This is a genomic window from Paenibacillus xylanivorans (assembly GCF_001280595.1).
Classification (GTDB): Bacteria; Bacillota; Bacilli; order Paenibacillales; family Paenibacillaceae; genus Paenibacillus; species Paenibacillus xylanivorans.
The window spans coordinates 35072-58978 of the sequence record NZ_LITU01000075.1 but is presented as its reverse complement, the minus strand read 5'-3'; the positions used below and the strand labels follow the sequence as shown (position 1 = coordinate 58978).

Here is a 23907-nt window from a genome sequence, read left to right as displayed (position 1 = left end):
ATGCAATCAATGAATCAATGGCAAGCAGATGAATATGACAATAAATTGGCTTTTGTATCAGGTTACGGTAAAAGTTTAATCTCATGGCTTCAACCTCAGGAAGGGGAGTATATCCTTGACTTGGGATGCGGGACGGGGGATTTGACGTACGAAATTTCTGTAGCGCAGGCTGAGGTGGTTGGCATGGATGCATCACCGGATATGATTCGTCGTGCGAGGGAGAAGTTTCCCGATATCGAGTTCGTGGAGGGTGATGGACATCAGTTTGAGACGAGCAAGCTCTATGATGCCGTCTTTTCCAATGCAGCTCTGCATTGGATGCGAAGTCCACGACTTGTAGTGGATAGCATATGGAAGTCTTTGAAGCCTGGTGGACGTTTTGTGGCGGAGTTTGGTGGCAAAGGAAATGTGCAGATCATTGTAGATGCCTTAGAGGAAGTGTTTGAACAACACACTGGCATTCGTGGATCAGAGCGCAACCCTTGGTATTTCCCGACGATCGGGCAATACAGCAACATTTTGGAACAATGCGGATTTTTGGTGCGACAGGCCTACCACTATGACCGTCCTACCAGACTGGCGGATGGTGAACAGGGTATAGAGGGCTGGTTAGCCCATTTTGGTGGGGACTATTTTGAGGGTTTGAATCGGGAGCGAATTCAAGAAATCTGTCGTGAGACTAGCCAAATCGTTGTGCCGAAGCTCTGGAAAGAAGATGCAATCTATGCCGATTACAAGCGTCTTCGAATTGAAGCCGTGAAGCCAGAAAATTAAATAATCAAATGGAATTTCTTTGTTAAGTGAATTGACATCATATTTTTTCTATAAAATTCATCGATCACACATAGGCTGGGAATCTCTTTCAGATGAAGAGGCTCTTGGCCTTTTTTCCTATGCAGTAATTAAAAATTGAAATATTCAATCGACAAATAAATACAATTTCACACGTTTCTCTTACTCAAGAACCATATAAGTAATTTTTATATCATAATTGTAATTATTTAGAAGGGGAATGTGTTATTTTAGTAGAATAATTTACCAAGGGTCAATCTTCTTGCAGATAGGGTGGTGAGTTGTCACAGGTATTGCAGTACTTGTCATAGCAGGACCCAAGCGATTGGTGAGGTACTTTCATATTGAGAAGGAGGGGCATAGCCTTGAATAAACGAATGATATCCATATTGTTAAGTATTCTTATGACTTTTTCTATTATCATGCCAGCGGCCGGAGCCGCTCCTGTAGGTGTTCAGCTTGAGAACTCGCTAAGCAAGGCCGAAGCCACACAATGGAGAGAGATTCTTGCTCAGCGGGAAGAAAAGCTTGCAGCAGATCCATTTTTGGACAAGAGCTTGGACGGTCTTGGGGGAGAGAAAACAAGAGTAATTGTTGAGCTCTCCAATAAGCCAGTTGCTGTTGCGCAAGGCGAATCTACCCTCTCTGGTAAATCCTTTACCTCCTCTATGGAAACAAAGGCTGTGACTCAAGTCGAGCAACAACAACAGTCATTTGTACATAGCCTCACTCAAAATAAAATCAAACACGAAGTATTGGAAAATTACGCATACGCCCTGAATGGTGTAGCCATCGAACTTAAGGGCAACCAGTTGGGACAGTTGCTTCGCTTACCGGGTGTTGTCAGTGTATACCCTGACCTTGAAATTACCGTAGCCCCGGAAACGGATGAAGTAAATCCTTATATGAAAGATACCGCACCATTTATTGGCGCCCCTGAAGTATGGAATCTGGGATACAAAGGAAAAGGTATCAAAGTAGGTGTTATTGATACAGGAATTGATTATGAACATCCTAATTTGCAAGACGCCTACAAAGGTGGATGGGATTTCGTTGGAAATGACAATGATCCTTACGAAACAACACATGAAGAGTGGAAGCTTTCAGGTCAACCGGAATTCAATGAAACCGGAAGCGCCTATTACACTTCCCATGGTACTCACGTAGCAGGTACAATTGCTGCTCGTGAAGCAGGGGACTACGGCATTGTCGGAGTTGCGCCCGAAGCGGATATCTATGCCTATCGTGTTCTTGGACCGTATGGTAGTGGACAAACCTCTTGGGTACTGGGGGGAATTGATCGTTCCGTTTCTGATGGTATGGACGTGATCAATCTCTCGCTGGGTAACGCTGCCAATGATCCAAGTTACATTACTTCGGTCGCTCTTAACAATGCCATGTTGGCTGGCGTGACAGCTGTTGTGGCGAGTGGTAACAATGGTCCTAACCGTTACACATTGGGCTCCCCAGGGGCATCGGCTATGGCGATTACTGTGGGTAACTCCACAGGTCCAAGCCAAACCATTACAGCCAATACTCATTTCTGGGTTGGTGAGGAAGGTGAAGGTACACTTCCTGAAGAACAGCCTGTACCTGAGGTTGAACCAACTCCTGAACTAGGTACAGCACCGGGAACGGATACTCCTGAGGTTCCGGCTCAAAGCGAACCATCAACCACACCGGAAGATGCGACAGGCGAAGCTGCTTTGGCTGAATCAGCGCAAGGTGGAGTATCATCCGAAACGCCTGCCGACGCATCACCAACTGTAGAGAACAGTGAATCAGAAGATACTACTCAACCAGCCTCGCCTTCGGCACCGGTCGAAACATCTCCAGAGGTTGCACCTGTGAAAGAAGAGCCTGCGGTTGCTCTGACTGAAACGGAGCAAAATCCACTGGCTGTTACTGAGTCGGTGTATCGCCTTGATGTGATGGGCTGGAGCCTCTCAGCAGATCCGGAATCTATTTTGACGAATCAATATGAGCTTATATTTGCCGGGTTGGGTAAACCGACCGATTTTGAAGGAAAGGATTTCACGGGCAAAGTGGCTTTTGTGCAGCGCGGCGAGCTGGCATTTGTGGAGAAAGTAGCCAATGCCAAAGCAGCTGGTGCAGTTGCGATTATCGTATATAATAATATTCCAGGCCCGATCGGTGTGAGCTTGGGAGATAATTTTGAACTCATTCCAACTTTGAGCATGTCAAAGGAAGATGGAGAAAGTATCAAAGCTGAGCTGGATGCCGGCCAAAGTGTTGAAGTGAGCTTCAGTGACTTCGTTAAAGGTCAAACGGCAGGCGATGAAATGAATGCATCTAGTTCCCGCGGACCAGCCAAGGTGACTCTGGATATCAAACCGGATATAGTTGCGCCGGGTACCAGCATTTTGTCTACTGTTCCTGCCTATGGCAAGGACGAGCCTGGAGCAGATTATTCACAGGCTTATGATCGTAAATCAGGTACAAGTATGGCCACACCGCATGTTGCCGGACTGGTTGCCCTGTTGATTGAGAAACACAGTGACTGGACACCATTTGATATTAAAGTTGCACTCATGAACAATGGTAAAGTTCTCGACACGTCGAAATATGATGTGTTTGATCAAGGTGCAGGACGTATTCAAGCGGTGAAAACGATTGATCCTGCTGCTCTGGTTAAAGTATTGGATGTAACGAAATACACAGAGAATGGGGCGGTAGTTGAGAAGCCCAATGTTACAGGTAGTGTCAATTTCGGCAACTTCCTGAGCACGGACGAAAAAACCGTCACCAAATCGATTAAAGTGGAGTCACTGAATGGCAGTGGTGGAAACTACTCAGTAAGCGTGAATCCAACACGTACGATACCTGGCGTATCCGTTGCGGTGGACAAGAGCTCTTTTGCACTGAATGGTGAGGAAGAGTTGCAGGTTACCATTACAGTTCCAAAAGGTGTTACTGCTATAACAGAAGCGCAAGGATACCTTCAGTTGTCAGATGGAACGAACACATTCACTGTTCCGTATGTCGCACATTTCAACGTAACACTGGCAGGCGTTAAATACATTGAGACTGTAAAAGGTACAGAGAAGAACCCGTTCCATTATCCATTGAAGTCTGATGGTACGCTGGATACACTTAATGTAGCTATGGAATTCTACAATCCCATGAATTTTGCACTTATTGAGATCTTCGATGGCCTTAACCCGGATGGGGGCTATTATGGAGATGGATATATTGGATCTATCTTTGGCAACTACTACAATTTCGCTGCCAACACAAGATATAATCTGACTTGGGATGGACAGTATGCAGACTACACTACCGACGAGGTAACTACAATTCCGGATGGTCTTTACACGGTTGACATCACGACAATCGGTGTGGATGGCAAAACGTATATTGAAGATACTTCTCCATTTTTGGTGAAAAAAGCAGCTCCGGTTGTAACGGCACCAGAAAAGTTGGAATTCAAGCAAGATGAATCTGCTGTCATTAACGGCAGCGTGGATGACTTGTACTTCCGTGTCGCTCCTGCGCTTAAAGAAAGTTGGAACATTGAGTTTGACCCGGCGGCTGCCTTGAAAGCCACGTATGTCCTGAAAAAAGAGGATGGTTCAATATACAAGGAGGGTATCTTTGAAGTACAACCTGATGGTAGCTTCAGCTTTCCTTTGGAGGGCATCCAAGCAGGTGAATATGCCGTTGAACTTACAGTAAAAGACCAACAGGGGCTTTCTGGTAAGGCCACTACAGCACTGAGTTTGAAATCCACGGAGACTGAGCCAGAAACTCCAGCTGTCAAAGCGCCTGGAACGCCTGTGTTGTCTCACAATAACGGGGGTGTTAACGGCCTGCTTGAAGGATCATATACCGTCTCCATGAACCTATGGTGGGGTGAGAACGCCACCAGCTACAAGCTTTATGAGGACGGAGTTTTGATCGATACGCAGAAGTTAACCTACAACGCGCCTCTGGCACAGTTTGCCCAAACGAAGATTACGGGCAAAACCAACGGCACCTATACGTACGTAGCCGAGCTAACGAACGACAAGGGGACCACGCGGAGTCAGACGCTGACAGTCCGGGTTACCAACGCATCGCCAGGCAAAGCAGTTCTCTCTCAAGATAACTGGGATGGCGACGGCAAGTATAAGGTTACCATGAACTTGTGGTGGGGAACCAATGCCACGGAGTACCGCCTCTACGAAAATGATAAGTTGATCGACACCCAAGCACTCAATGCGGTTACGCCTAATGCGCAAAGCGCTGTTACTTCGCTGTCTGGACGTACTTCAGGCACGTATACGTACCGGGCTGAGTTACTCAACGCATCGGGTGTCACCAGCACTGATAAGATCACGGTAAAGGTGAAGTAAGTTCTTCGGAACTAAGTTATTGAAGGAATTGCTTTTTGCATGAGCGGTCTTCATTCTGATCTCGCGGGATGGAGGCCGTTTTATTTTGTTTTTTCTGCTGCGTGAATGGAATAGCTATCCGTGGTCCTGTTAATCGTACATTCAATATAGTTCGCATAAAAGTCCGTTAATAATAAAACGCTCCCTTTGGTGGCAGGTTTTATTAGCCTGTCACCCAAGGGGAGCGTAAATTAAAAGTCAAATATATGACCAGAAGGTATTCTTTTTTTTGAATCTAACCGATCACTCGATTCTTGCTGGCCTTGATCCCTGCGATCAGTAAAACAATGGCAAGGATAACCTGTACCAGCAACGGAAGGGTCCATCCTTTTGTCCAGTCATGAAGCACGCCGAACAGCAAAGGTCCGATGGCCGCCAGCATGTACCCAAAGGATTGAGCCATACCTGAAAGTCCCGCAGCCTGTCTTGCATCGGACGTACGCAGTACAAAAAACATGGTTACAAGTCCGAACGAAGCCCCGGCTCCAACGCCGGCCAAAGCAACACCGACGGTTACGAGAGAAGAAATACCGCTTAAAAGGAATGCGTATCCCAGAATCAGACATGAGCCTGTGATTGCTGTCAGCCTACGTTGGTCTTTCATTCGTCCAGCCAAAATGGGAACGATGAACGTTACCGGAACACTAACCATTTGCATCAGGGAAAGCATCCAGCCCGCTGAAGAGGAACTGAAACCCTGATCAGACAGAACCTCGGGCAGCCAGGTAATTGTAGTGTAAAAAATTAAAGATTGCAGTCCCATGAACAGGGTGACATGCCAGGCTAAGGAAGATGAAATAAGTCGAACCGGCTTCGCTTCCGTTCTCGAAGCCACGTAAACTTCGCCGCGACGTCCAGAACGGACGTGAGGCAGCCAGAGAATCAGGGCCAGGATGGACAGTATAGCCCACATGCCCAGTGAGGCATGCCATCCCATGGAGGTTAAACCTGCCGCGGGAACACTGATTCCTGAGGCGATAGCGCCCCATATATTCATGGACACGGAGTAGAGGCCGGTAACGAGTCCTACTCGCAATGGGAAATCCCGCTTGATCAGACTGGGCAGCAATACGTTGCTTAGGGCAATGCCACATCCAAGGATCGCTGTTCCTGCGAAGAGAACGGGAACAGAGGGCATAAACCGAAGGCCTACACCTATGGTCACGAGAATTATGGCAGTTAACAGAGCGGTTTCTAGTCCGAATCTTCGCGCCAGTTGTGGAGCGAACGGAGAGATTGCCGCAAAGGCAAGCAAAGGAAGAGAGGTAAGCAAGCCTGCCATTGTATGACTTATTCCTGTATCTGTACGGATCAGTTCCACGATTGGACCTGTTGCCGTAATGGGTGAGCGCATTGTCGCTGCAATAACGATAATGCCTGCCAGCAAGAGTCCAAGTTTCATCGATGCTGACGATGAATTATCGACTGCAGAGCGGTCAGGTGAGTTTTGATGTAAAGATGAGGGCATGGTAAATCTCCTATGGTTTATTTGTCTAATATGTATACATTGATACATACATATACACAAACAAGCATAACATCCCGTGTCAACATGAGGCAATGAACGTATCCAATCATCCCCAGAACGCAAAAAAAGCTTCTCAAAGGAAGCTTTTTTTATTACGTCCCAGGAGGGATTCGAACCCCCGACCGACGCCTTAGAAGGGCGTTGCTCTATCCAGCTGAGCTACTGAGACATGATTTTTTTCAAGCAAAATTGATTTTATCATAAATAATGATGAATATCAAACATTTTATTATAATATATTTTATGTGTATGATATTTGGCGGCAGTAACGTTTTTTTCATTATAATTAAGGTTATGTTAGAATATCAGAAGAACTCAAAAAATAGATCGACTTACGTTTAATATACATCTATTTATGGTTGATTGCGACTGGAGATTCAGGATATAGAGGAGGTGCTCCTATTAAGGAATCCACGACCCCGGAAACTGAGCACAGCAACAATATTGTGCTGTTTCCTAAGACGCTGGACTATTACCAGATTCAATTGACGGTTATGCTAGAAAATGAACGATATGGTGAAGCGATGGATCTGCTTCGCTTTTTGCTGCAATGCCAAGGGCAGGAAGAGCGGCATTACGACGAATGGCGGGCGTTGCTCGAATGGCTTCAAGCTGCTTTTCCTCATTATGGAGAAGATTTACCAGTGATCCGTGAAGAGCGTGATGAAGAGGAGATTAGCGAAGAGGACATGGCACGCCAACATGCGAGGTCCAAGCTTGAGCAGGATGATGGCTATGCCGATAAAATGCTTCGTACCGTGATGGAGGAACCTTTATCTGAACAGACGATGCTGGCGCTGGAGCAGCTTGCGTATCTCGATCGGCCAGAAATTAATGATTCGCTTACCGGTTGGCTTAAAGACAAGACACTGCATCCTTTGCTTCAATTCCGTGTGCTTCAGACATTACGCCGCCGAGGCGTTCAAGGCATTATTGCGTTTACTCGTGGGGAAGAGCCGGTTGAAGTCGAGATTGATACCGTTCCACTTAGACCTGAGGATTTCCCGCTTCAGATTGTTCAGATTCTTGAAAGGGTGGCAGATCAGACGGAGGTTCATGAACCTACGCTCTTTTATTTTGCACAAGAACTGTGGATTCAATATGTCATGGCCGTGTATGGAACCCGTGATTATATGTCCATGTTGGAAGAAAATGATTCCATGACAGATATATGGGCAGCCGCTCTACATATGACCGTTGCAGATAGTCTGGGCGGTTCGCATGACGAGGAAGATACTCGCTCAATGTATGCTGTGACAGGGGCTATGCGCTTTCGTCTGGAGCAAGCATATCGATCAATGAAGCAGTTTGTTTCTGCCGGTTTGGACGGTCAATAGGAGCCGGAAACGTTTTCCTCAAACCGTATCAAGGGATTCCGCTTGAAAAAGAATCTAATCTTGTTTATACTAAGATGGTTATTTTGTACGTGATTGTCTACGTGAACATGTGAATTTTGGAGGGGAAAGTATACAATGAAAGCAACTTGGGAAAAGATAGAGAAGAACCTTGGGGTTCTTGAGGTTGAAGTGGGTGCAGATCGTGTAACTGCAGCACTCGACAAAGCTTTTAATAAAGTAGTTAAACAAGCAAACGTACCTGGATTCCGTAAAGGTAAAGTTCCACGTTCAATCTTCGAAGCTCGTTTTGGTGTGGAAAGCTTGTATCAAGAAGCAATTGACATTTTGCTTCCTGAAGCTTACACAGAAGCAATTGACCAAACGGATATCTTCCCGGTTGATCGCCCTGATGTAGATGTGGAACAATTCGCTAAAGGACAAGTATTCAAGTTCAAAGCGAAAGTAACTGTTAAACCTGAAGTTACACTGGGTGACTACAAAGGCGTTGAAGTTGCTGTAGCCAAACATGAAGTAACGGATGTAGAAGTGACTGAAGAACTCGAGCGTCTTCAACAACGTCACGCAGAACTCGTTGTTATCGACGAAGGTTCTGCACAAAACGGCGATGTTGCTGTAATCGACTTTGATGGTTCCGTTGATGGTGTACCGTTCGAAGGCGGACAAGCTGAGCGTTATTCCCTGGAACTTGGTTCCAATACGTTCATCCCAGGATTTGAAGAGCAGGTTTTGGGTCTGTCCACAGGCGACTTCAAAGACGTTGAAGTGACTTTCCCAGAGAGCTACCATGCAGCTGAACTGGCTGGCAAACAAGCGGTATTCAAAGTGAAAGTACATGAAATCAAACGTAAACAACTTCCTGAACTGGATGACGAGTTTGCAAAAGATGTTAGCGAATTCGAAACGCTTGAAGAGTACAAAGCTGATCTGAAAACACAATTGGAATCCCGTAAAGCAGATGAAGCCAAAGCAGCTCAAGAAAATGCTGTTGTAGAAAAAGTGGCTGAAAATGCTGAAGTGGACATTCCTTCTGCAATGGTTGACAGCGAAGTACAAAACATGATGCGTGATTTCGACAACCGTCTTCGCAACCAAGGTATGAACCTGGAAATGTTCCTGAGCTTCTCTGGTCAAACTCAAGCTGACCTTAGAGGACAAATGCAGGAAGATGCTTCCAAACGTGTTCGTAACAACTTGGTTCTTGAAGCAGTTGGTAAAGCGGAGAACATCGAAGTGTCTGACGAAGAAGTTAACCAAGAGCTCGAAAAAATGGCTGAGTCTTACAAGCGTCCTGCTGAAGAGATTCGTGGCATTCTTGAGGGTAATGGTTCCCTAGACAGCCTTCGTGATGAAGTGAAACTGCGTAAAACGATCGATGTTCTCGTTGAGAACAGCAAAGTCGTTGAAGCTCCAGCTGAAGAAGTTGCTGCAGAAGCTGACGAAAAATAAGACAAGCTGTTTTGTAATGAATAGCTGAATAAACGATAAGGCACGTGAATCATTGCGTGCCTTATTTTTAAATTATGGCATCCATTTTATAGAGGATTCAGTAATGATATGGATGTTATTCTTTGTGGTGTTGGTTATGCATATTCAACGTCCTATGGTTCTCCTACAAATAAAAAAGGCGAAACGGCATAGGATTGCCCCGATTTGCACATACATAGAAAACATGGTTAAATATGATCAGGCAAAAAAGTAAACTCACTTAGGCTTGACACTGCTTGTGAAAAATGACATTGTCACAGGAACGTGTTAGAATGAATTTGGGTTTGCTTTACAGGTAGCCTATGTCTAATTACATGTAGAAAAGAGGTTGGTCTCATGAGTCTGGTGCCAATGGTTGTAGAACAAACCAATCGAGGCGAGCGTTCTTACGATATATATTCGCGTTTGCTGAAGGATCGCATTATTTTTCTAACCAGTGCGATTGATGACGATGTAGCCAATCTTGTCATAGCACAGCTTTTGTTTTTGGCAGCCGACGATCCTGAGAAGGATATCAGCCTGTACATTAATTCACCTGGTGGTTCTGTCACCGCAGGGATGGGTATATACGATACGATGCAATACATCAAACCGGATGTATCGACCATTTGCGTAGGTATGGCAGCAAGCATGGGTTCGTTATTGCTGACAGCCGGTGCTCCTGGCAAACGATATGCGCTAACAAACAGCGAAGTAATGATTCATCAGCCGCTTGGCGGCGTTCAAGGACAGGCTGCGGATATCAAAATTCACGCAGAATGGATTATTAAAACACGTCAAAAACTGAATCAAATATACGTCGATCGTACAGGTCAACCCCTTGAGAAAATCGAGCGGGACACAGACCGTGACTTTTTCATGAGTGCTGAAGAAGCCAAAACGTACGGCATTATTGACCAGGTGCTCAGCAGACCGATCAATTCCTAAAGGGGTGGTTTCATGTTTAAATTTAACGATGAGAAAGGGCAATTGAAATGCTCTTTTTGCGGTAAATCTCAGGAACAGGTGCGTAAACTGGTCGCTGGACCAGGCGTTTACATTTGTGATGAATGTATCGAACTGTGCACTGAAATCGTTGAGGAAGAGCTCGGTCATGACGAAGAACTGGACCTCAAAGATATTCCAAAACCGAAAGAAATTCGCGACATTCTTGACCAGTACGTTATTGGACAGGATCAGGCGAAGAAGTCTTTGTCTGTTGCGGTTTACAATCACTATAAACGGATCAACACCCAAAGCAAGATTGAGGATGTTGAATTGCAAAAAAGTAACATTTTGCTGTTAGGACCTACGGGTTCTGGTAAAACGTTGCTTGCACAAACGATGGCCAAAATCCTTAATGTTCCTTTTGCTATTGCTGATGCAACTTCATTGACGGAAGCGGGTTATGTCGGCGAGGATGTAGAGAACATTCTGCTCAAGCTGATTCAAGCTGCTGATTATGATGTGGAAAAAGCAGAGCGCGGCATTATTTATATCGATGAAATTGATAAAGTAGCGCGTAAATCCGAGAACCCATCCATTACACGTGATGTATCGGGTGAAGGTGTTCAACAGGCGCTCTTGAAAATTTTGGAAGGAACTGTAGCTTCTGTACCACCACAAGGTGGTCGTAAGCATCCACATCAGGAATTCATCCAAATTGATACCACCAACATCTTGTTCATTTGCGGCGGTGCCTTTGATGGTCTGGAACAAATGATCAAACGCCGGATCGGTAAAAAAGTCATTGGCTTTAACACCGTTGCGGAACAAAAAGATCTTAAACCAGGTGAATATCTGGGTATGGTATTGCCGGAAGACTTGTTGAAATTTGGTCTGATTCCGGAGTTTGTAGGCCGTTTGCCAGTCATCTCCACTTTGGAGCCGCTGGACGAAGAAACGTTGGTACGGATTCTCTCCGAGCCGAAAAATGCGCTTACGAAACAATACCAAAAACTGCTTGAGCTGGATAATGTGAATCTGGTGTTCGAACAAGGAGCATTGCTTGCGATTGCGAAGGAAGCCATTAAACGTAACACAGGTGCACGTGGACTGCGCGCGATTATCGAGGGCATTATGCTTGAGATTATGTATGAAGTGCCTTCCCGTGATGATGTTACGAACTGTGTCATTACCGAAGAGGTCGTTGAGAAGAGAGTTGTGCCTGAACTGAGCCAAACGAAGGACGACAAGCAGGAAGAAAGTGCCTAACTAAAGGTGAATATTCCGTTTCAACACTGAAATATAGACTTGTCAGTTCTCCACTCCTGGCAGAAGACGATTTCATGTCTCTGTCAGGGTGGAGCTTTGACGTTGTGGGGAGAGAAATCACTCATGTTTTTAAGACAAGATACACGTCCCGTAAAAGTGGGAAACTTAACGATTGGTGGCAGCAACGAGGTCATCATCCAGAGCATGTGTACAACTAAAACGGCAGACGTTGAGGCAACCGTGGCAGAGATTTTGCGTTTGGAAGAAGCAGGCTGCCAAGTGGTGCGTGTAACGGTGAACAATGAGGAAGCTGCAGCAGCCATCAAGGAAATCAAGAAACGGATCAATATTCCGCTTGTAGCGGATATCCATTTTAATTATAAACTGGCTCTCCTTGCGATTGAGAACGGCATCGATAAAGTACGGATTAATCCCGGTAATATCGGTAAACGTGCTAAAGTGGAGGAAGTCGTCAAAGCTTGTAAAGAGAAGGGTATTCCGATTCGGATCGGGGTAAACGCAGGTTCTCTGGAAAACCATTTGCTTGAAAAATATGGTTATCCAACGGCTGATGCTATGGTAGAAAGTGCACTTTATCACATTGGTATTTTGGAAGAATTGGATTTTCACGATATCATCGTGTCTCTCAAAGCATCGGATGTACCGATGGCGATTGAGGCTTATTCCAAAGCAGCCGAGATTATCAGATATCCGTTGCATCTGGGGATTACCGAGGCGGGCACGTTGTTCTCTGGTACAATCAAAAGTTCTGCCGGTATGGGTGCCTTGTTATCTATGGGCATCGGTTCGACGATGCGGATATCGCTTAGTGCGGATCCGGTTGAAGAAATCAAGGTTGCTCGTGACCTACTCAAAACCTTTGGACTGATCTCCAATGCAGCTACACTGATTTCCTGTCCAACCTGCGGTCGTTTGGATATCGATCTCTTCTCCATTGCTAATGAGGTGGAAGAGTATATTTCCAAACTTAAGGTGCCGATTAAAGTATCTGTGCTTGGTTGTGCGGTTAACGGTCCTGGTGAAGCGAAAGAGGCCGATATTGGTATTGCTGGCGCACGCGGAGAAGGATTGTTATTCCGTCATGGTAAAATGATTCGTAAAGTGCCGGAAGAGATCATGGTTGAGGAATTGAAAAAAGAGATCGACATCATCGTGGAAGCCTATGAAACGACAGGAGTTATTCCTGGTCGCTCGCACTGATTGATTAATAATCACTTCTGTAACAGTCCGTCAGCAATGACGGGCTGTTTTTTATTCTCAAACATACAATTTCCTGATCACCCGTTTACGTCTCGGTGAAAAGGCTATACTACCAAGTATTAGCATGATCTCATATGAGAATAGGGATAGAACAGGAGGATGTTGAGACATGGAATTTGGTATGGTCATAATGATGATTCAGTTATTTTTTGGTGTGGTGATCGGTTTGTATTTCTGGAATTTGCTTCGTGGTCAGAAAACGAATCGCGGTGCGGTTGAGCGTGAATCTCGCAAGGAACTGGAGAAGCTGCGGAAGTTGCGCTCCATTTCACTCACCAAGCCCCTGTCAGAGAAGACACGTCCGGCAACCATAAATGATATTGTAGGGCAAAAAGACGGACTTCGCGCCCTTAAAGCCGCACTATGCAGTGCTAATCCACAGCACGTCATTATATATGGACCACCAGGAGTGGGGAAAACAGCCGCTGCAAGGGTGGTTTTGGAAGAAGCCAAAAAGAATCCGTCATCTCCCTTTAAGGCAGATGCCAAATTCACGGAACTCGACGCCACGACTGCGCGTTTTGATGAACGGGGTATTGCTGACCCTTTGATTGGTTCAGTGCATGATCCGATCTATCAGGGAGCTGGAGCGATGGGCGTAGCAGGCATTCCTCAGCCGAAACCCGGTGCGATTACGAAGGCACATGGGGGAATGCTTTTTATTGATGAGATCGGTGAACTGCATTCCATTCAGATGAATAAACTGCTGAAAGTACTGGAGGACCGCAAGGTCTTTTTGGAAAGTGCGTACTATAACTCGGAAGACACGCATACTCCTGCTTATATCCACGATATTTTTCAAAATGGTCTGCCAGCCGATTTTCGCCTTGTCGGAGCGACGACTCGTTCGCCCCATGAACTGCCTCCAGCTTTGCGCTCGCGGTGCATGGAGGTCTATTTCCGTCCATTGCTGCCCGAAGAGATCGGGCGTATTGCGGAAGATGCCGTACAGAAAATCGGGTTCAGTCCATGTCCAGAAGCCGTTGATGTGGTCAAGCGATATGCAACCAATGGACGTGAAGCGGTAAATATCATTCAGCTCGCTGCTGGGCTGGCCTTGACCGAAAAACGTGAAACGCTGCAGGCGTCGGATGTGGAATGGGTCGCTGGCAGCAGCCAGATTCAGCCCCGGCCAGATCGCAAGGTGCCTTTGCAGCCACAGATCGGTTTTGTGAACGGCTTGGCCGTATATGGACCTAATATGGGCACCATTCTGGAGATCGAAGTATCCGCTGTTCCGGCTCTTCGAGATCAGGGACGGATTAACATCACGGGAGTTGTGGATGAAGAAGAGATTGGAGGCGGTTCGCGCACACTCCGGCGAAAAAGCATGGCTAAAGGCTCGGTTGAAAATGTGTTAACTGTATTAAAGGCCATGGGCATTCGTCCTAACGACTATGATTTACACGTCAACTTCCCAGGTGGAACGCCAATTGATGGTCCGTCTGCCGGAATTGCCATGGCTACAGCCATTACATCAGCCATCCAGGGGCGTCCGATTGATCATGAGACAGCGATGACTGGAGAGATCAGTATCCATGGCCGGGTAAAACCGATCGGTGGTGTACTGGCCAAAGTGGAAGCTGCATTCCAGGCGGGTGCAAAGACGGTCATTATTCCCGCAGAGAATTGGCAGTCCATCTTTGAAAATCTGGATGGCTTACGTGTTATTCCGGTCGATACCGTTGAAGACGTGTTCCGAGAAGTATTTGACTGGGTACCTAATGAGGAGCAAACGAAACAAGTGAACCTTGCGGAGGAGTCAGCGACACCTGCACCGGAGATTTTTCCACCTGCATCCGCTTCTTATTTACGTGCTGACTTGCCCCGTCCAGGACAGGTTACAGATTCGGGAAGCTGCTAAGCGCTTCCCTTCATTGGTTTTTTATGTGAACATTTGATAGAATAATGAATGACTACAACCTGAGAGCCATTGGAGGTGCGAAAGCGATGGGACCGAGCAAAGCGAAAGGTCGTCGTTTTCCTTTACTGCCTTTAAGAGGACTTCTCGTCTACCCGAGTATGGTACTGCATCTCGATGTGGGCCGGGAGAAATCGGTCAAGGCTTTAGAAAAAGCGATGGTAGAAGAACATTTGATTCTCCTATGTTCCCAAGCCGAGGTAAATATTGAAGAACCAACACAAGAGGATATTTTCAGAATCGGAACGGTTGCCAAGGTCAGACAGATGCTGAAGCTTCCAAACGGGACGATTCGTGTACTTGTGGAAGGCTTGGAACGGGCTGAAATCATTGAATATACGGATAACGAGGAATATTACGAAGTGCTGGCACAAGAGCTTCCTGAAGAGGAGAACAGTCATCCGGAAACGGATGCGCTGATGCGTACAGTTCTGAACCAGTTCGAAAATTATATTAATCTGTCCAAAAAGGTTACACCGGAGACACTTGCAGCCGTGTCTGATATCGAAGAACCAGGTCGATTGGCCGATGTTATTACAAGTCACCTGTCCCTGAAAATCAAGGACAAACAGGAGATTTTGGAGACCATCGACGTTCGTGAACGGCTGGAGAAGTTGCTGGACATCCTGAACAATGAGCGGGAAGTACTGGAGCTTGAACGCAAAATCAGCCAGCGTGTGAAGAAACAGATGGAGAAAACCCAGAAAGAATACTACCTGCGTGAGCAGATGAAGGCGATTCAGAAAGAACTGGGTGAGAAAGAGGGCCGTGCCGGCGAGGTTGAGGAACTCCGAGAGCAGATGGAGGCTCTTGGCTTGCCGGACAAGGTGAAGGAAAAGGTTGAGAAAGAAATTGATCGACTGGAGAAAATGCCATCTAGTTCTGCTGAAGGCGGGGTTATCCGCAACTATGTTGATTGGTTGCTGGGGCTGCCTTGGACACAGATGACAGCTGACGATCTGGATATTCAAAAGGCTGAAGATGTGCTAAATGCAGATCATTACGGTTTGGAGAAACCCAAGGAGCGTGTGCTAGAGTACCTGGCTGTTCAGAAGCTGGTGAAAAAGCTTAAAGGACCGATCCTTTGTCTTGTTGGACCTCCAGGGGTCGGCAAAACGTCGCTTGCCCGCTCCATTGCCAGAGCACTTGGACGAGAATTTGTCAGAATATCGCTGGGTGGCGTGCGAGATGAAGCGGAAATTCGCGGACATCGTCGTACCTATGTTGGTGCAATGCCAGGCCGTATCATTCAGGGCATGAAGACGGCGGGTTCACTCAATCCGGTTTTCCTGCTGGACGAGATCGATAAAATGGCTTCGGACTTCCGCGGAGACCCTTCCGCAGCGTTGCTCGAGGTACTTGATCCCGAACAGAACAACACGTTCAGTGACCACTTTGTAGAGTTGCCGTTTGACTTATCTAACGTTATGTTTATTACAACAGCCAACACAGTGCACAACATTCCACGTCCACTTCTGGACCGGATGGAGATGCTCAATATTCCAGGGTATACCGAGCTGGAGAAGCTGCAAATCGCCAAAAACTATTTGCTGCCGAAGCAGAAGGAGGACCATGGCCTCAAAGAAGATCAGTTGAATATTGGGGATGACAGTTTGCTGCGTGTCATTCGTGAATATACACGAGAATCCGGTGTGCGGAATCTGGAACAGCAGATGGCGTCTTTGTGCCGTAAAGCGGCTAAAAACATCGTATCCGGTGTAGAAGGTCAAATTAATATCACATCGGATGAGGTCAAAGACTACCTCGGCCCTGGCAAGTTCCGCTATGGCATGGCCGAACTGGAAGATCAGATCGGTACTGTGACAGGTCTCGCTTGGACTGAAGTGGGTGGAGATACCCTTGTCATTGAAGTTACGGTCGTACCTGGAACAGGCAAGTTGACGCTGACAGGTAAATTGGGCGATGTCATGAAAGAATCCGCTCAGGCGGCATTCAGCTACACCAGGTCGAAAGCTGCACAATTGGGGATTGCGTCTGACTTCCATGAGAAAAACGATATCCATATCCACGTTCCGGAAGGAGCCATTCCGAAGGATGGACCATCTGCCGGGATTACAATGGCGACTGCGTTGATCTCTGCTTTGACGAATAAGCATGTCTCCAAAGACATTGCCATGACTGGTGAAATAACACTGCGTGGCCGTGTGTTGCCGATCGGCGGACTTAAGGAAAAATCACTGGCTGCCCACCGCGCCGGTTACAAAAAAATATTATTGCCCAAGGATAACGAACGGGACCTGCGGGATATTCCGGATAGCATTAAGGAAGATGTGGAATTTGTTCCCGTAGCCCATATGGATCAGGTGCTGCAACATGCGCTTGTGGAACAGGCAGGAATACCCCTGTACCCCGTTTAAACGAGGGATCGTATGAAGAGTAAACCGTTCTGCGGAAGCTTTGGCGTCCGTTGGAACGGTTTTTTTGGTATGATAGAACAATCCATGGCATAATACCAACAGCAGCTATAAGTAAGAGCACAGGAGTTCAAGAGAGGACAGATACATTATGAAAGTAAATCAATCCGAATTTATCATCAGTGCCGTTCGGCCTGAACAATACCCCGAGGATGGCCTGCCCGAGATTGCTTTGGCGGGACGATCCAATGTAGGGAAATCATCTTTGATCAACCGTTTGATTAATCGAAAAAATTTGGCGCGGACGAGTTCTACCCCTGGTAAGACACAGCAACTGAACTATTACAAGATCAACCAGGATCTCTACTTCGTCGATTTTCCGGGCTATGGTTACGCGAAAGTTTCGAAAGAGCAACGATTTGCCTGGGGCAAAATGATGGAGAAGTATTTGCTGGAACGGAAAGAATTGAAACTGGTCATGCAAATGGTGGATATGAGACATGAACCGTCCAAGGATGACATGATGATGAATGACTGGCTTCGCCATCATGGCTTGCCTCTCGTTGTGGTAGCGACGAAGATGGACAAGATTCCAAAAACGCGTAGAGCCAAACATATCAAAGTCATCAAAGAAGCGTTAGATCTCCGTCCTGGGGATCTGTTTGTACCGTTTTCATCAGAAGAAGGTTTAGGTAAAGAAGAATTATGGGAGATCATCACCCGCTATGCGGGAATCGGTCAAGCTTCAGTAGAAGAAGAGCCGCAGGCTGAGAGTCACGAAGACCGCGAAATTAACGGATAACCGGGGATTACGCCATGTGTATGCAGGATAGTGAGCAACTTGGGTGTATCTTGGAGGAGATCAAGGATTAATCCATATTTTGATGGATTTTCGTGAAAATTCATCGTTTTGTTCTGGGGCGAAATAGTTATACGGTAGTGTATAATGAGCATAGGTGCATTTTTTGCCACAGTACCAAAATACCGGCTTTGCCGGCCTGAAGAATTTTGAGATCACTGCCACATGTGCAGGAAGGCAAAACAATCGGGAAAGAATTGAGGAGATTTTTATGGCTCAGCGATTAGCCACAGAGTATGTTAAAGCCACTTTGAAATTGTCAGAACCCCAGATGCATCAGTTTTTGCGCATGACAGAAGATGGCCGGATTCATCAACGTGTCAAGGTGATGGAGAATGGCTGCCAGGAAATTGTGCTAGAAGATGTGAGTGGAGAAGAAGTTCATTTCCCGTTTGACCGTAGGGAAGGGTTTTACATCTGTGAGTTATCTTGCCGCCTGGTAAACCATCATCTGACGAACGTAGTTCGGAAGCTCTTTATGACCTTTAAAGGTGACGGCGTTGTTCATCGAATTTATGAAGAGTTCACCATGACGTATGTTTATGCCCAAGGTGTTGTCCGTAAAATAGTGGAGCAGACCGGGGAGAATATCCGTGTCATCTACGAATACAAAAATACGTTGCTTGAATTGCAGCGTGTGTTTCAGGCTCGGGATGTTGAACGTGAGATTAATCAGGTACACACCGAGATTGATTCATTATTGGATACAAGAATGAATGCTTCTACTTCTGAACAACTCCAGCAGATTGATGAAAAGCTTGCTGGTCACCAGAAACGGCTGTTTGAGCTTGAAGCCTATTGACCTGAAGATGTGAATTATACAAGTACCTAAGTAACTATCCCCTTATGCTCTGATCTGGCACATTCCAGACGGCAGCGAAAGGGGATTTTTTTGAATTTGGGAGTTTAACCGACAATGAATTTTTTATTTTTTGATCTTCTTAAAAAGGGGTTGCATTCCTTTTGATTAGATGTTATTTTTAATCTCGTTGAAAAGAATATAGGAACCAGGATTCACTCAGGACATTATATGTTGCGAGAGATTTTTCCCTCGGGAAGTGAATGACGTAGGTCCTAGCGGATGAAATTTTCAAACATTTTATTCCTAGGAAGGGGGCGCCGAAAGATGGAATATTCAACTTTCGGAAGACACGTTGCTGTTGATGTTTGGGGTGTAGACTTTGATCTATTGAACAGTGCCGAGTATTTGCAAGTTCAATTGGTTGAAGCAGCGGAAGCATGTGGCGCGACAGTAATGTCCGTACAATCCAAGCAGTTTGAACCTCAAGGAGCGACAGTGCTTGTACTGTTGTCTGAGAGTCATCTCTCGATTCATACGTATCCTGAGAGAGGGTTTGCAGCGATTGATTGTTACACTTGCGGGGAGACGGTAGACCCACAACTGGCCATTGATTACCTGGTATCCGTATTAAAACCGGAAAAAACGTACGCAAAAAAACTGGTACGTGGATTGGGCGAATTGCAAGTTGAGACACCAGAAATGAAACCTAATGACCTGGTATACATGATTTAATTACGACAGCATGAATAATGTTCACATATCGGGATGAACGCAAGATTATCCTAAACCCAAATAGTCATGGAATCTTCCATGGCTATTTGTTTTATATGGGGGTTTCATGAATCTTTATCATTAAAACAAGTATTTAACGTATAAGGGTGAAGATTGGTGAGACACTACAATAAATGACAATGCATAAGATGATTTACATGTGGATTTCATAAACATTTCATAAAAATGGCCCGGCCATTGTATGGATGTGTGATATAATTAACCATGTCAATCATAAATGGATGAACATATGTAGAAAACACTTTGATTGGAAATTTATTAGGCAGGTGAACTTGCAATGCACATCGTTGTCGTTGGTTTGAATTATCGCACGGCGCCTGTAGAGGTTAGGGAACGATTCACATTTGCAGAAAAGGACTTGTCTGAAGCGCTGCAGCAGCTCAAGCTGACCAAGAGTGTATTGGAAGGTGTAATCGTAGCCACATGTAACCGTACCGAGTTGTATGTTGTGGTAGACCGTCTTCACATGTGTGGTTACTTTATTCGGACGTTCATGGAACAATGGTTTAATGTTCCGCGGGAAGAATTTACGCAACACTTATATATATACGAAGATGATCAAGCCATGCGCCATTTGTTCCGTGTCATTTGTGGGCTGGATTCCATGGTTATTGGTGAGACTCAGATTCTTGGACAGGTGAAACAAGCTTTTTTCAAAGCTCAGGAAGAGAAAGCTACTGGGACTTGGTTTAACATGCTGTTCAAACAGGCTGTTACACTGGGTAAACGCGCGCATTCGGAGACTTCGATTGGAGAGAGTGCGGTATCTGTAAGTTATGCTGCTGTAGAACTGGGCAAGCGTATCTTTGGCATGTTTACGGATAAGAAGGTGCTGATTTTGGGTGCCGGCAAGATGAGTGAACTTACAGTAAAACATCTCTATACCAACGGAGCTTCTGAAGTCATTGTGGCGAATCGTACGCTTGCGCGAGCTGAGGAATTGGCAGCGAAGTTTCGGGGGACCCCTTGTACGATGGAACAGGCACTAGAGCGATTGAACGAGGTTGATATTGTAATCAGTTCGACGGGTGCCGAAAGATATGTACTGGATGCCACAGTTGTTCGGGAGAGTATGAAGCGTCGTCAATCGCGTCCACTGTTCCTGATTGATATCGCTGTTCCTCGGGATATCGATCCCGCAATCGGCGAGTTGTCCAACGTATTCCTTTATGATATTGATGATCTGGAAGGAATTGTGGAGAGCAATCTGGAGATGCGTAAGGTGGAAGCTGCCAAGATTGAGAAAATGATTGAGCTTGAGATGGAAGATTATTATCAATGGCTCAAAACATTGGGCGTTCGTCCTGTAATTCGGGCATTGCAAGAGAAAGGCGCTTCCATTCATGAAGAAACGATGGATAGTCTGTTCAATAAATTGCCTGAACTGGATGAACATCAACGTAAAGTTATCCGTCGCCTGACGAAAAGCATCGTGAATCAAATGACGACAGATCCGATTAACCGGATCAAGGAAATGGCTGGTACCAAGCATGGTGATGAAGCGCTGCGCATGTTTACTCAGATCTTTGCTCTGGAGGATGCAGTAGAGGTGGCCGCTGAAAAAGTAAATCAGAGTGATGCCACGGCTCTGCGCAAGCCCGATGCCGTTCATCTTAACGATACCCGGCAAGACCACGTGCCGGCTTATGCTCCGGCAGGCGTATAAGGCGGGTGGGCAGCTTGACCCTAGCTGAACAAATCTATGAAGCTCTGATCTATATGTATGCCCTGAGCCTACTGTTCTATTTCTCGGACTGCATTCGACGCAATGCGGGGGCGAAGCGGACAGGCACAGGGTTTCTTGTTGTTGTATGGGCGCTTCAGGTGTTCCATGTCATTTTACGTATGTTAACCGAAGGGCATTTTCCAATCTATACCACGTTTGATTTCTTGTTTATATTTTCATTTAGCATCGTGCTGATGTCTCTGGTAATGACTCGTATCCAGCGTTCCGAATTTGTCATTTTGTTGCTGAACGTGGTTGGTTTCTCGGTCACAGTGTTGAACCGTTTGTGGTTTACAGCAGGCGAGATATCTTTGCATAACTGGCAGACTGTGCATGGATTGCTTATATTGCATATAACCTTGGCGAATCTTGGTTTCGCAGCTCTTACAGTGGGCGCTGTATTTGCCATGTTATATCTGTTTTTGCACCGCAAGCTGAAGAATAAAAAGTGGAATGATACCGTACGTCGTCTGCCGAGTCTAGAAGTGATCAGCAAATATATGGATGGTGCTACACTGATTGGCACGCCTCTTCTTGGTGTTTCTATCATGCTTGCGGTATTGTCTATTGTGGCTGAAACGCGTTGGAGCCTGCTCTTGGATCTCAAGGTTATTGCCACGGGGCTTGCCATGGCGATCTATGTAGGATACTTCGTATTCAAGAGAAGGAAACAGTTCTCCACAGTCATTATGGCGAGATGGACATTGATTGGATATGGCTTTGTCATTATCAGTTTTTTATCCAATGCGTATTCAGCGTTTCATCGTTGGACGGGAGAGTGAAGGGGATGGAACGCTACACACCCATATTTGTGGATATATCAGGGAAATCCTGTTACGTGGTTGGAGGCGGACGTGTTGCTGAACGTAAAATAAAAGGTTTGCTTCATGCCGAAGCGCAAATCAAGGTGATTAGTCCGGAAGTTACGCCAACGTTACAACAATTGCATCATGATTCCCGAATTCAATGGCTAGCCCGGTCCTACCGCAATGGAGATTTGCGGGGGGCCTTTCTCGTATATGCAGCAACGGATCATAGTGAAGTGAACACAGCTGTTGTCCAAGAAGCGGAAGATGCGGGTATACTGGTTAATGACGCCATATCTTCTGAGCAGAGTAACTTTATAACACCGAGTGTAGTCAGGCGGGGCAGATTGAGCATTGCCATATCGACCGCTGGAGCAGGACCTGTGGCCGCAGCAGAAATTCGTGCCACATTGGAACAGCAATTCGGAGATGAGTACGAGACATATATTGAATTTTTGTATCAGATGAGGATGGAAGTAAAGGCACGTATATCTTCTCCAGGTGTCAGGGGGAAATTACTTCGTCGTTTAACCGAGATGAATGTGCTGGAAGATATCCGTACAGGTCAGTTTGAGTGGTGGACAGAAGAACAAATTGGGGACTGGATTTCCCATAATCAGGAGGACGTGTAGACATGCGGACAATAAAAGTGGGAAGTAGACAAAGCGCACTTGCTTTGACCCAGACAGGCCATGTAATTCAAGATTTACGTGATATTTGTGAGCGAGAAGGACTAGCGTTTGACTTTGAAGTACATAAAATCGTTACAAAAGGGGATTTGATTCTCGATGTAACCCTGTCCAAAGTTGGAGGCAAAGGACTGTTTGTCAAAGAGATTGAACAGGCGATGATGGATCGTACGATTGATATGGCTGTTCATAGCATGAAGGATATGCCTTCCGAGTTGCCTGAAGGGTTGACGAACGGAGCTGTTCCGCGCCGTGCGGATCCCCGTGACGCCCTGATTTCGAATGGTGGACTCACGTTGGATCAATTGCCGGAAGGTGCAAGAGTGGGGACGAGCAGTCTGCGTCGCTCCAGTCAATTGAAAGCATACCGCCCAGATCTACAGCTTGAATCGCTTCGCGGTAATATTGATTCCCGTTTGCGTAAACTGGAGACCGAAGGGCTGGACGCCATTATTTTGGCTGCCGCTGGTTTGTATCGAATGGGCTGGCAGGATCGGATTACGGAATATCTGTCAGAGGAAGCTTGTCTTCCAGCAGTAGGTCAGGGTGCGCTCGGCATTGAATGCCGTGAGGATGATGCGGAACTGCTTCATCTGTTGCAGTTATACAACGATCCGGAAACCGCATTTCCTGTGTTGGCTGAACGTCGCTTCCTTAGTGTATTAAACGGGGGCTGCCAGGTTCCGATTGGAGCTCACGCCGTATGGGTGTCACAACATGATGCAGATTCCCCGAATGGACAAAACGCGTTACAATTAACAGGTATGGTCGGTACGCCGGATGGTGGACTGATTCTTAAAGAGGCTTTGACGGGTAAAGATCCGGTTCGTCTTGGAGAAGAAGTGGCTTGGAGATTGATTGAACGGGGAGCAGAGCAGATACTGGCAGAAGTTAGGGGATGAAGAT

General features: G+C 46.2%; 17 protein-coding genes and 1 tRNA gene. 16 read left to right on the top strand and 2 right to left on the bottom strand.

What is annotated here, in order from left to right:
• The first annotated feature begins 9 nt into the window (after window positions 1-9).
• Together AMS66_RS23575 and AMS66_RS23570 are read left to right on the top strand one after the other, a co-directional pair.
• Window positions 10-774, top strand: a complete 765-nt coding sequence (locus tag AMS66_RS23575) for a methyltransferase domain-containing protein (protein WP_330219349.1) — start codon at window positions 10-12, stop codon at window positions 772-774.
• 383 nt (window positions 775-1157) lie between these two features.
• A complete protein-coding gene (locus AMS66_RS23570; RefSeq protein WP_053783118.1) occupies window positions 1158-5147 on the top strand; it encodes a S8 family serine peptidase in 3990 nt (1329 codons plus the stop codon).
• Between the two features lie 274 nt (window positions 5148-5421).
• Here the strand turns inward: AMS66_RS23570 and AMS66_RS23565 are convergent, their stop codons facing one another.
• Both AMS66_RS23565 and AMS66_RS23560 read right to left on the bottom strand, forming a co-directional pair.
• Window positions 5422-6654, bottom strand: coding sequence for a CynX/NimT family MFS transporter (locus AMS66_RS23565; protein ID WP_082350875.1), 1233 nt, complete (start codon window positions 6652-6654; stop codon window positions 5422-5424).
• 155 nt (window positions 6655-6809) lie between these two features.
• A tRNA-Arg gene (locus AMS66_RS23560) sits at window positions 6810-6883 on the bottom strand.
• Between the two features lie 325 nt (window positions 6884-7208).
• Between AMS66_RS23560 and AMS66_RS23555 the strand changes: the two genes are divergently transcribed.
• From AMS66_RS23555 to hemC, 14 genes are all read left to right on the top strand, one after another.
• Window positions 7209-8051 (top strand): hypothetical protein, encoded by an 843-nt coding sequence (locus AMS66_RS23555; protein WP_053783303.1) that lies wholly within the window; start codon window positions 7209-7211, stop codon window positions 8049-8051.
• A 135-nt stretch (window positions 8052-8186) separates the two neighbouring features.
• The gene (gene tig, locus AMS66_RS23550) at window positions 8187-9518 is read left to right on the top strand and encodes a trigger factor (protein WP_053783117.1); all 1332 of its coding nucleotides are present in this window, start codon (window positions 8187-8189) and stop codon (window positions 9516-9518) included.
• Window positions 9519-9893: 375 nt separating this feature from the next.
• Complete coding sequence (clpP, locus tag AMS66_RS23545) at window positions 9894-10484, top strand: ATP-dependent Clp endopeptidase proteolytic subunit ClpP (RefSeq protein WP_024633993.1); 591 nt, start codon at window positions 9894-9896, stop codon at window positions 10482-10484.
• A 12-nt stretch (window positions 10485-10496) separates the two neighbouring features.
• Window positions 10497-11750: an ATP-dependent protease ATP-binding subunit ClpX gene (gene clpX, locus AMS66_RS23540; protein ID WP_053783116.1), complete on the top strand. Its 1254-nt coding sequence runs from the start codon at window positions 10497-10499 to the stop codon at window positions 11748-11750.
• Between the two features lie 123 nt (window positions 11751-11873).
• Window positions 11874-12971: a flavodoxin-dependent (E)-4-hydroxy-3-methylbut-2-enyl-diphosphate synthase gene (ispG, locus tag AMS66_RS23535; RefSeq protein WP_053783115.1), complete on the top strand. Its 1098-nt coding sequence runs from the start codon at window positions 11874-11876 to the stop codon at window positions 12969-12971.
• A gap of 169 nt (window positions 12972-13140) precedes the next feature.
• A complete protein-coding gene (gene lonB / locus AMS66_RS23530; RefSeq protein ID WP_053783114.1) occupies window positions 13141-14895 on the top strand; it encodes an ATP-dependent protease LonB in 1755 nt (584 codons plus the stop codon).
• Window positions 14896-14981: 86 nt separating this feature from the next.
• A complete protein-coding gene (lon, locus tag AMS66_RS23525) occupies window positions 14982-17330 on the top strand; it encodes an endopeptidase La (protein WP_053783113.1) in 2349 nt (782 codons plus the stop codon).
• A gap of 148 nt (window positions 17331-17478) precedes the next feature.
• Window positions 17479-18129 (top strand): ribosome biogenesis GTP-binding protein YihA/YsxC, encoded by a 651-nt coding sequence (gene yihA, locus AMS66_RS23520; RefSeq protein WP_053783112.1) that lies wholly within the window; start codon window positions 17479-17481, stop codon window positions 18127-18129.
• A 268-nt stretch (window positions 18130-18397) separates the two neighbouring features.
• A complete protein-coding gene (locus AMS66_RS23515; protein ID WP_053783111.1) occupies window positions 18398-18988 on the top strand; it encodes a hypothetical protein in 591 nt (196 codons plus the stop codon).
• Between the two features lie 324 nt (window positions 18989-19312).
• Window positions 19313-19720 carry an adenosylmethionine decarboxylase gene (gene speD / locus AMS66_RS23510; protein ID WP_053783110.1) on the top strand — a complete coding sequence of 136 codons (408 nt, stop codon included), beginning with the start codon at window positions 19313-19315 and terminating at the stop codon, window positions 19718-19720.
• A gap of 337 nt (window positions 19721-20057) precedes the next feature.
• Window positions 20058-21446, top strand: coding sequence for a glutamyl-tRNA reductase (hemA, locus tag AMS66_RS23505; protein ID WP_053783109.1), 1389 nt, complete (start codon window positions 20058-20060; stop codon window positions 21444-21446).
• A gap of 14 nt (window positions 21447-21460) precedes the next feature.
• Window positions 21461-22288, top strand: a complete 828-nt coding sequence (gene ccsA / locus AMS66_RS23500) for a cytochrome c biogenesis protein CcsA (protein ID WP_407944568.1) — start codon at window positions 21461-21463, stop codon at window positions 22286-22288.
• A gap of 5 nt (window positions 22289-22293) precedes the next feature.
• A complete protein-coding gene (locus AMS66_RS23495) occupies window positions 22294-22944 on the top strand; it encodes a precorrin-2 dehydrogenase/sirohydrochlorin ferrochelatase family protein (RefSeq protein WP_053783108.1) in 651 nt (216 codons plus the stop codon).
• A gap of 2 nt (window positions 22945-22946) precedes the next feature.
• A complete protein-coding gene (gene hemC / locus AMS66_RS23490) occupies window positions 22947-23903 on the top strand; it encodes a hydroxymethylbilane synthase (RefSeq protein ID WP_053783107.1) in 957 nt (318 codons plus the stop codon).
• Window positions 23904-23907 lie beyond the last annotated feature (4 nt).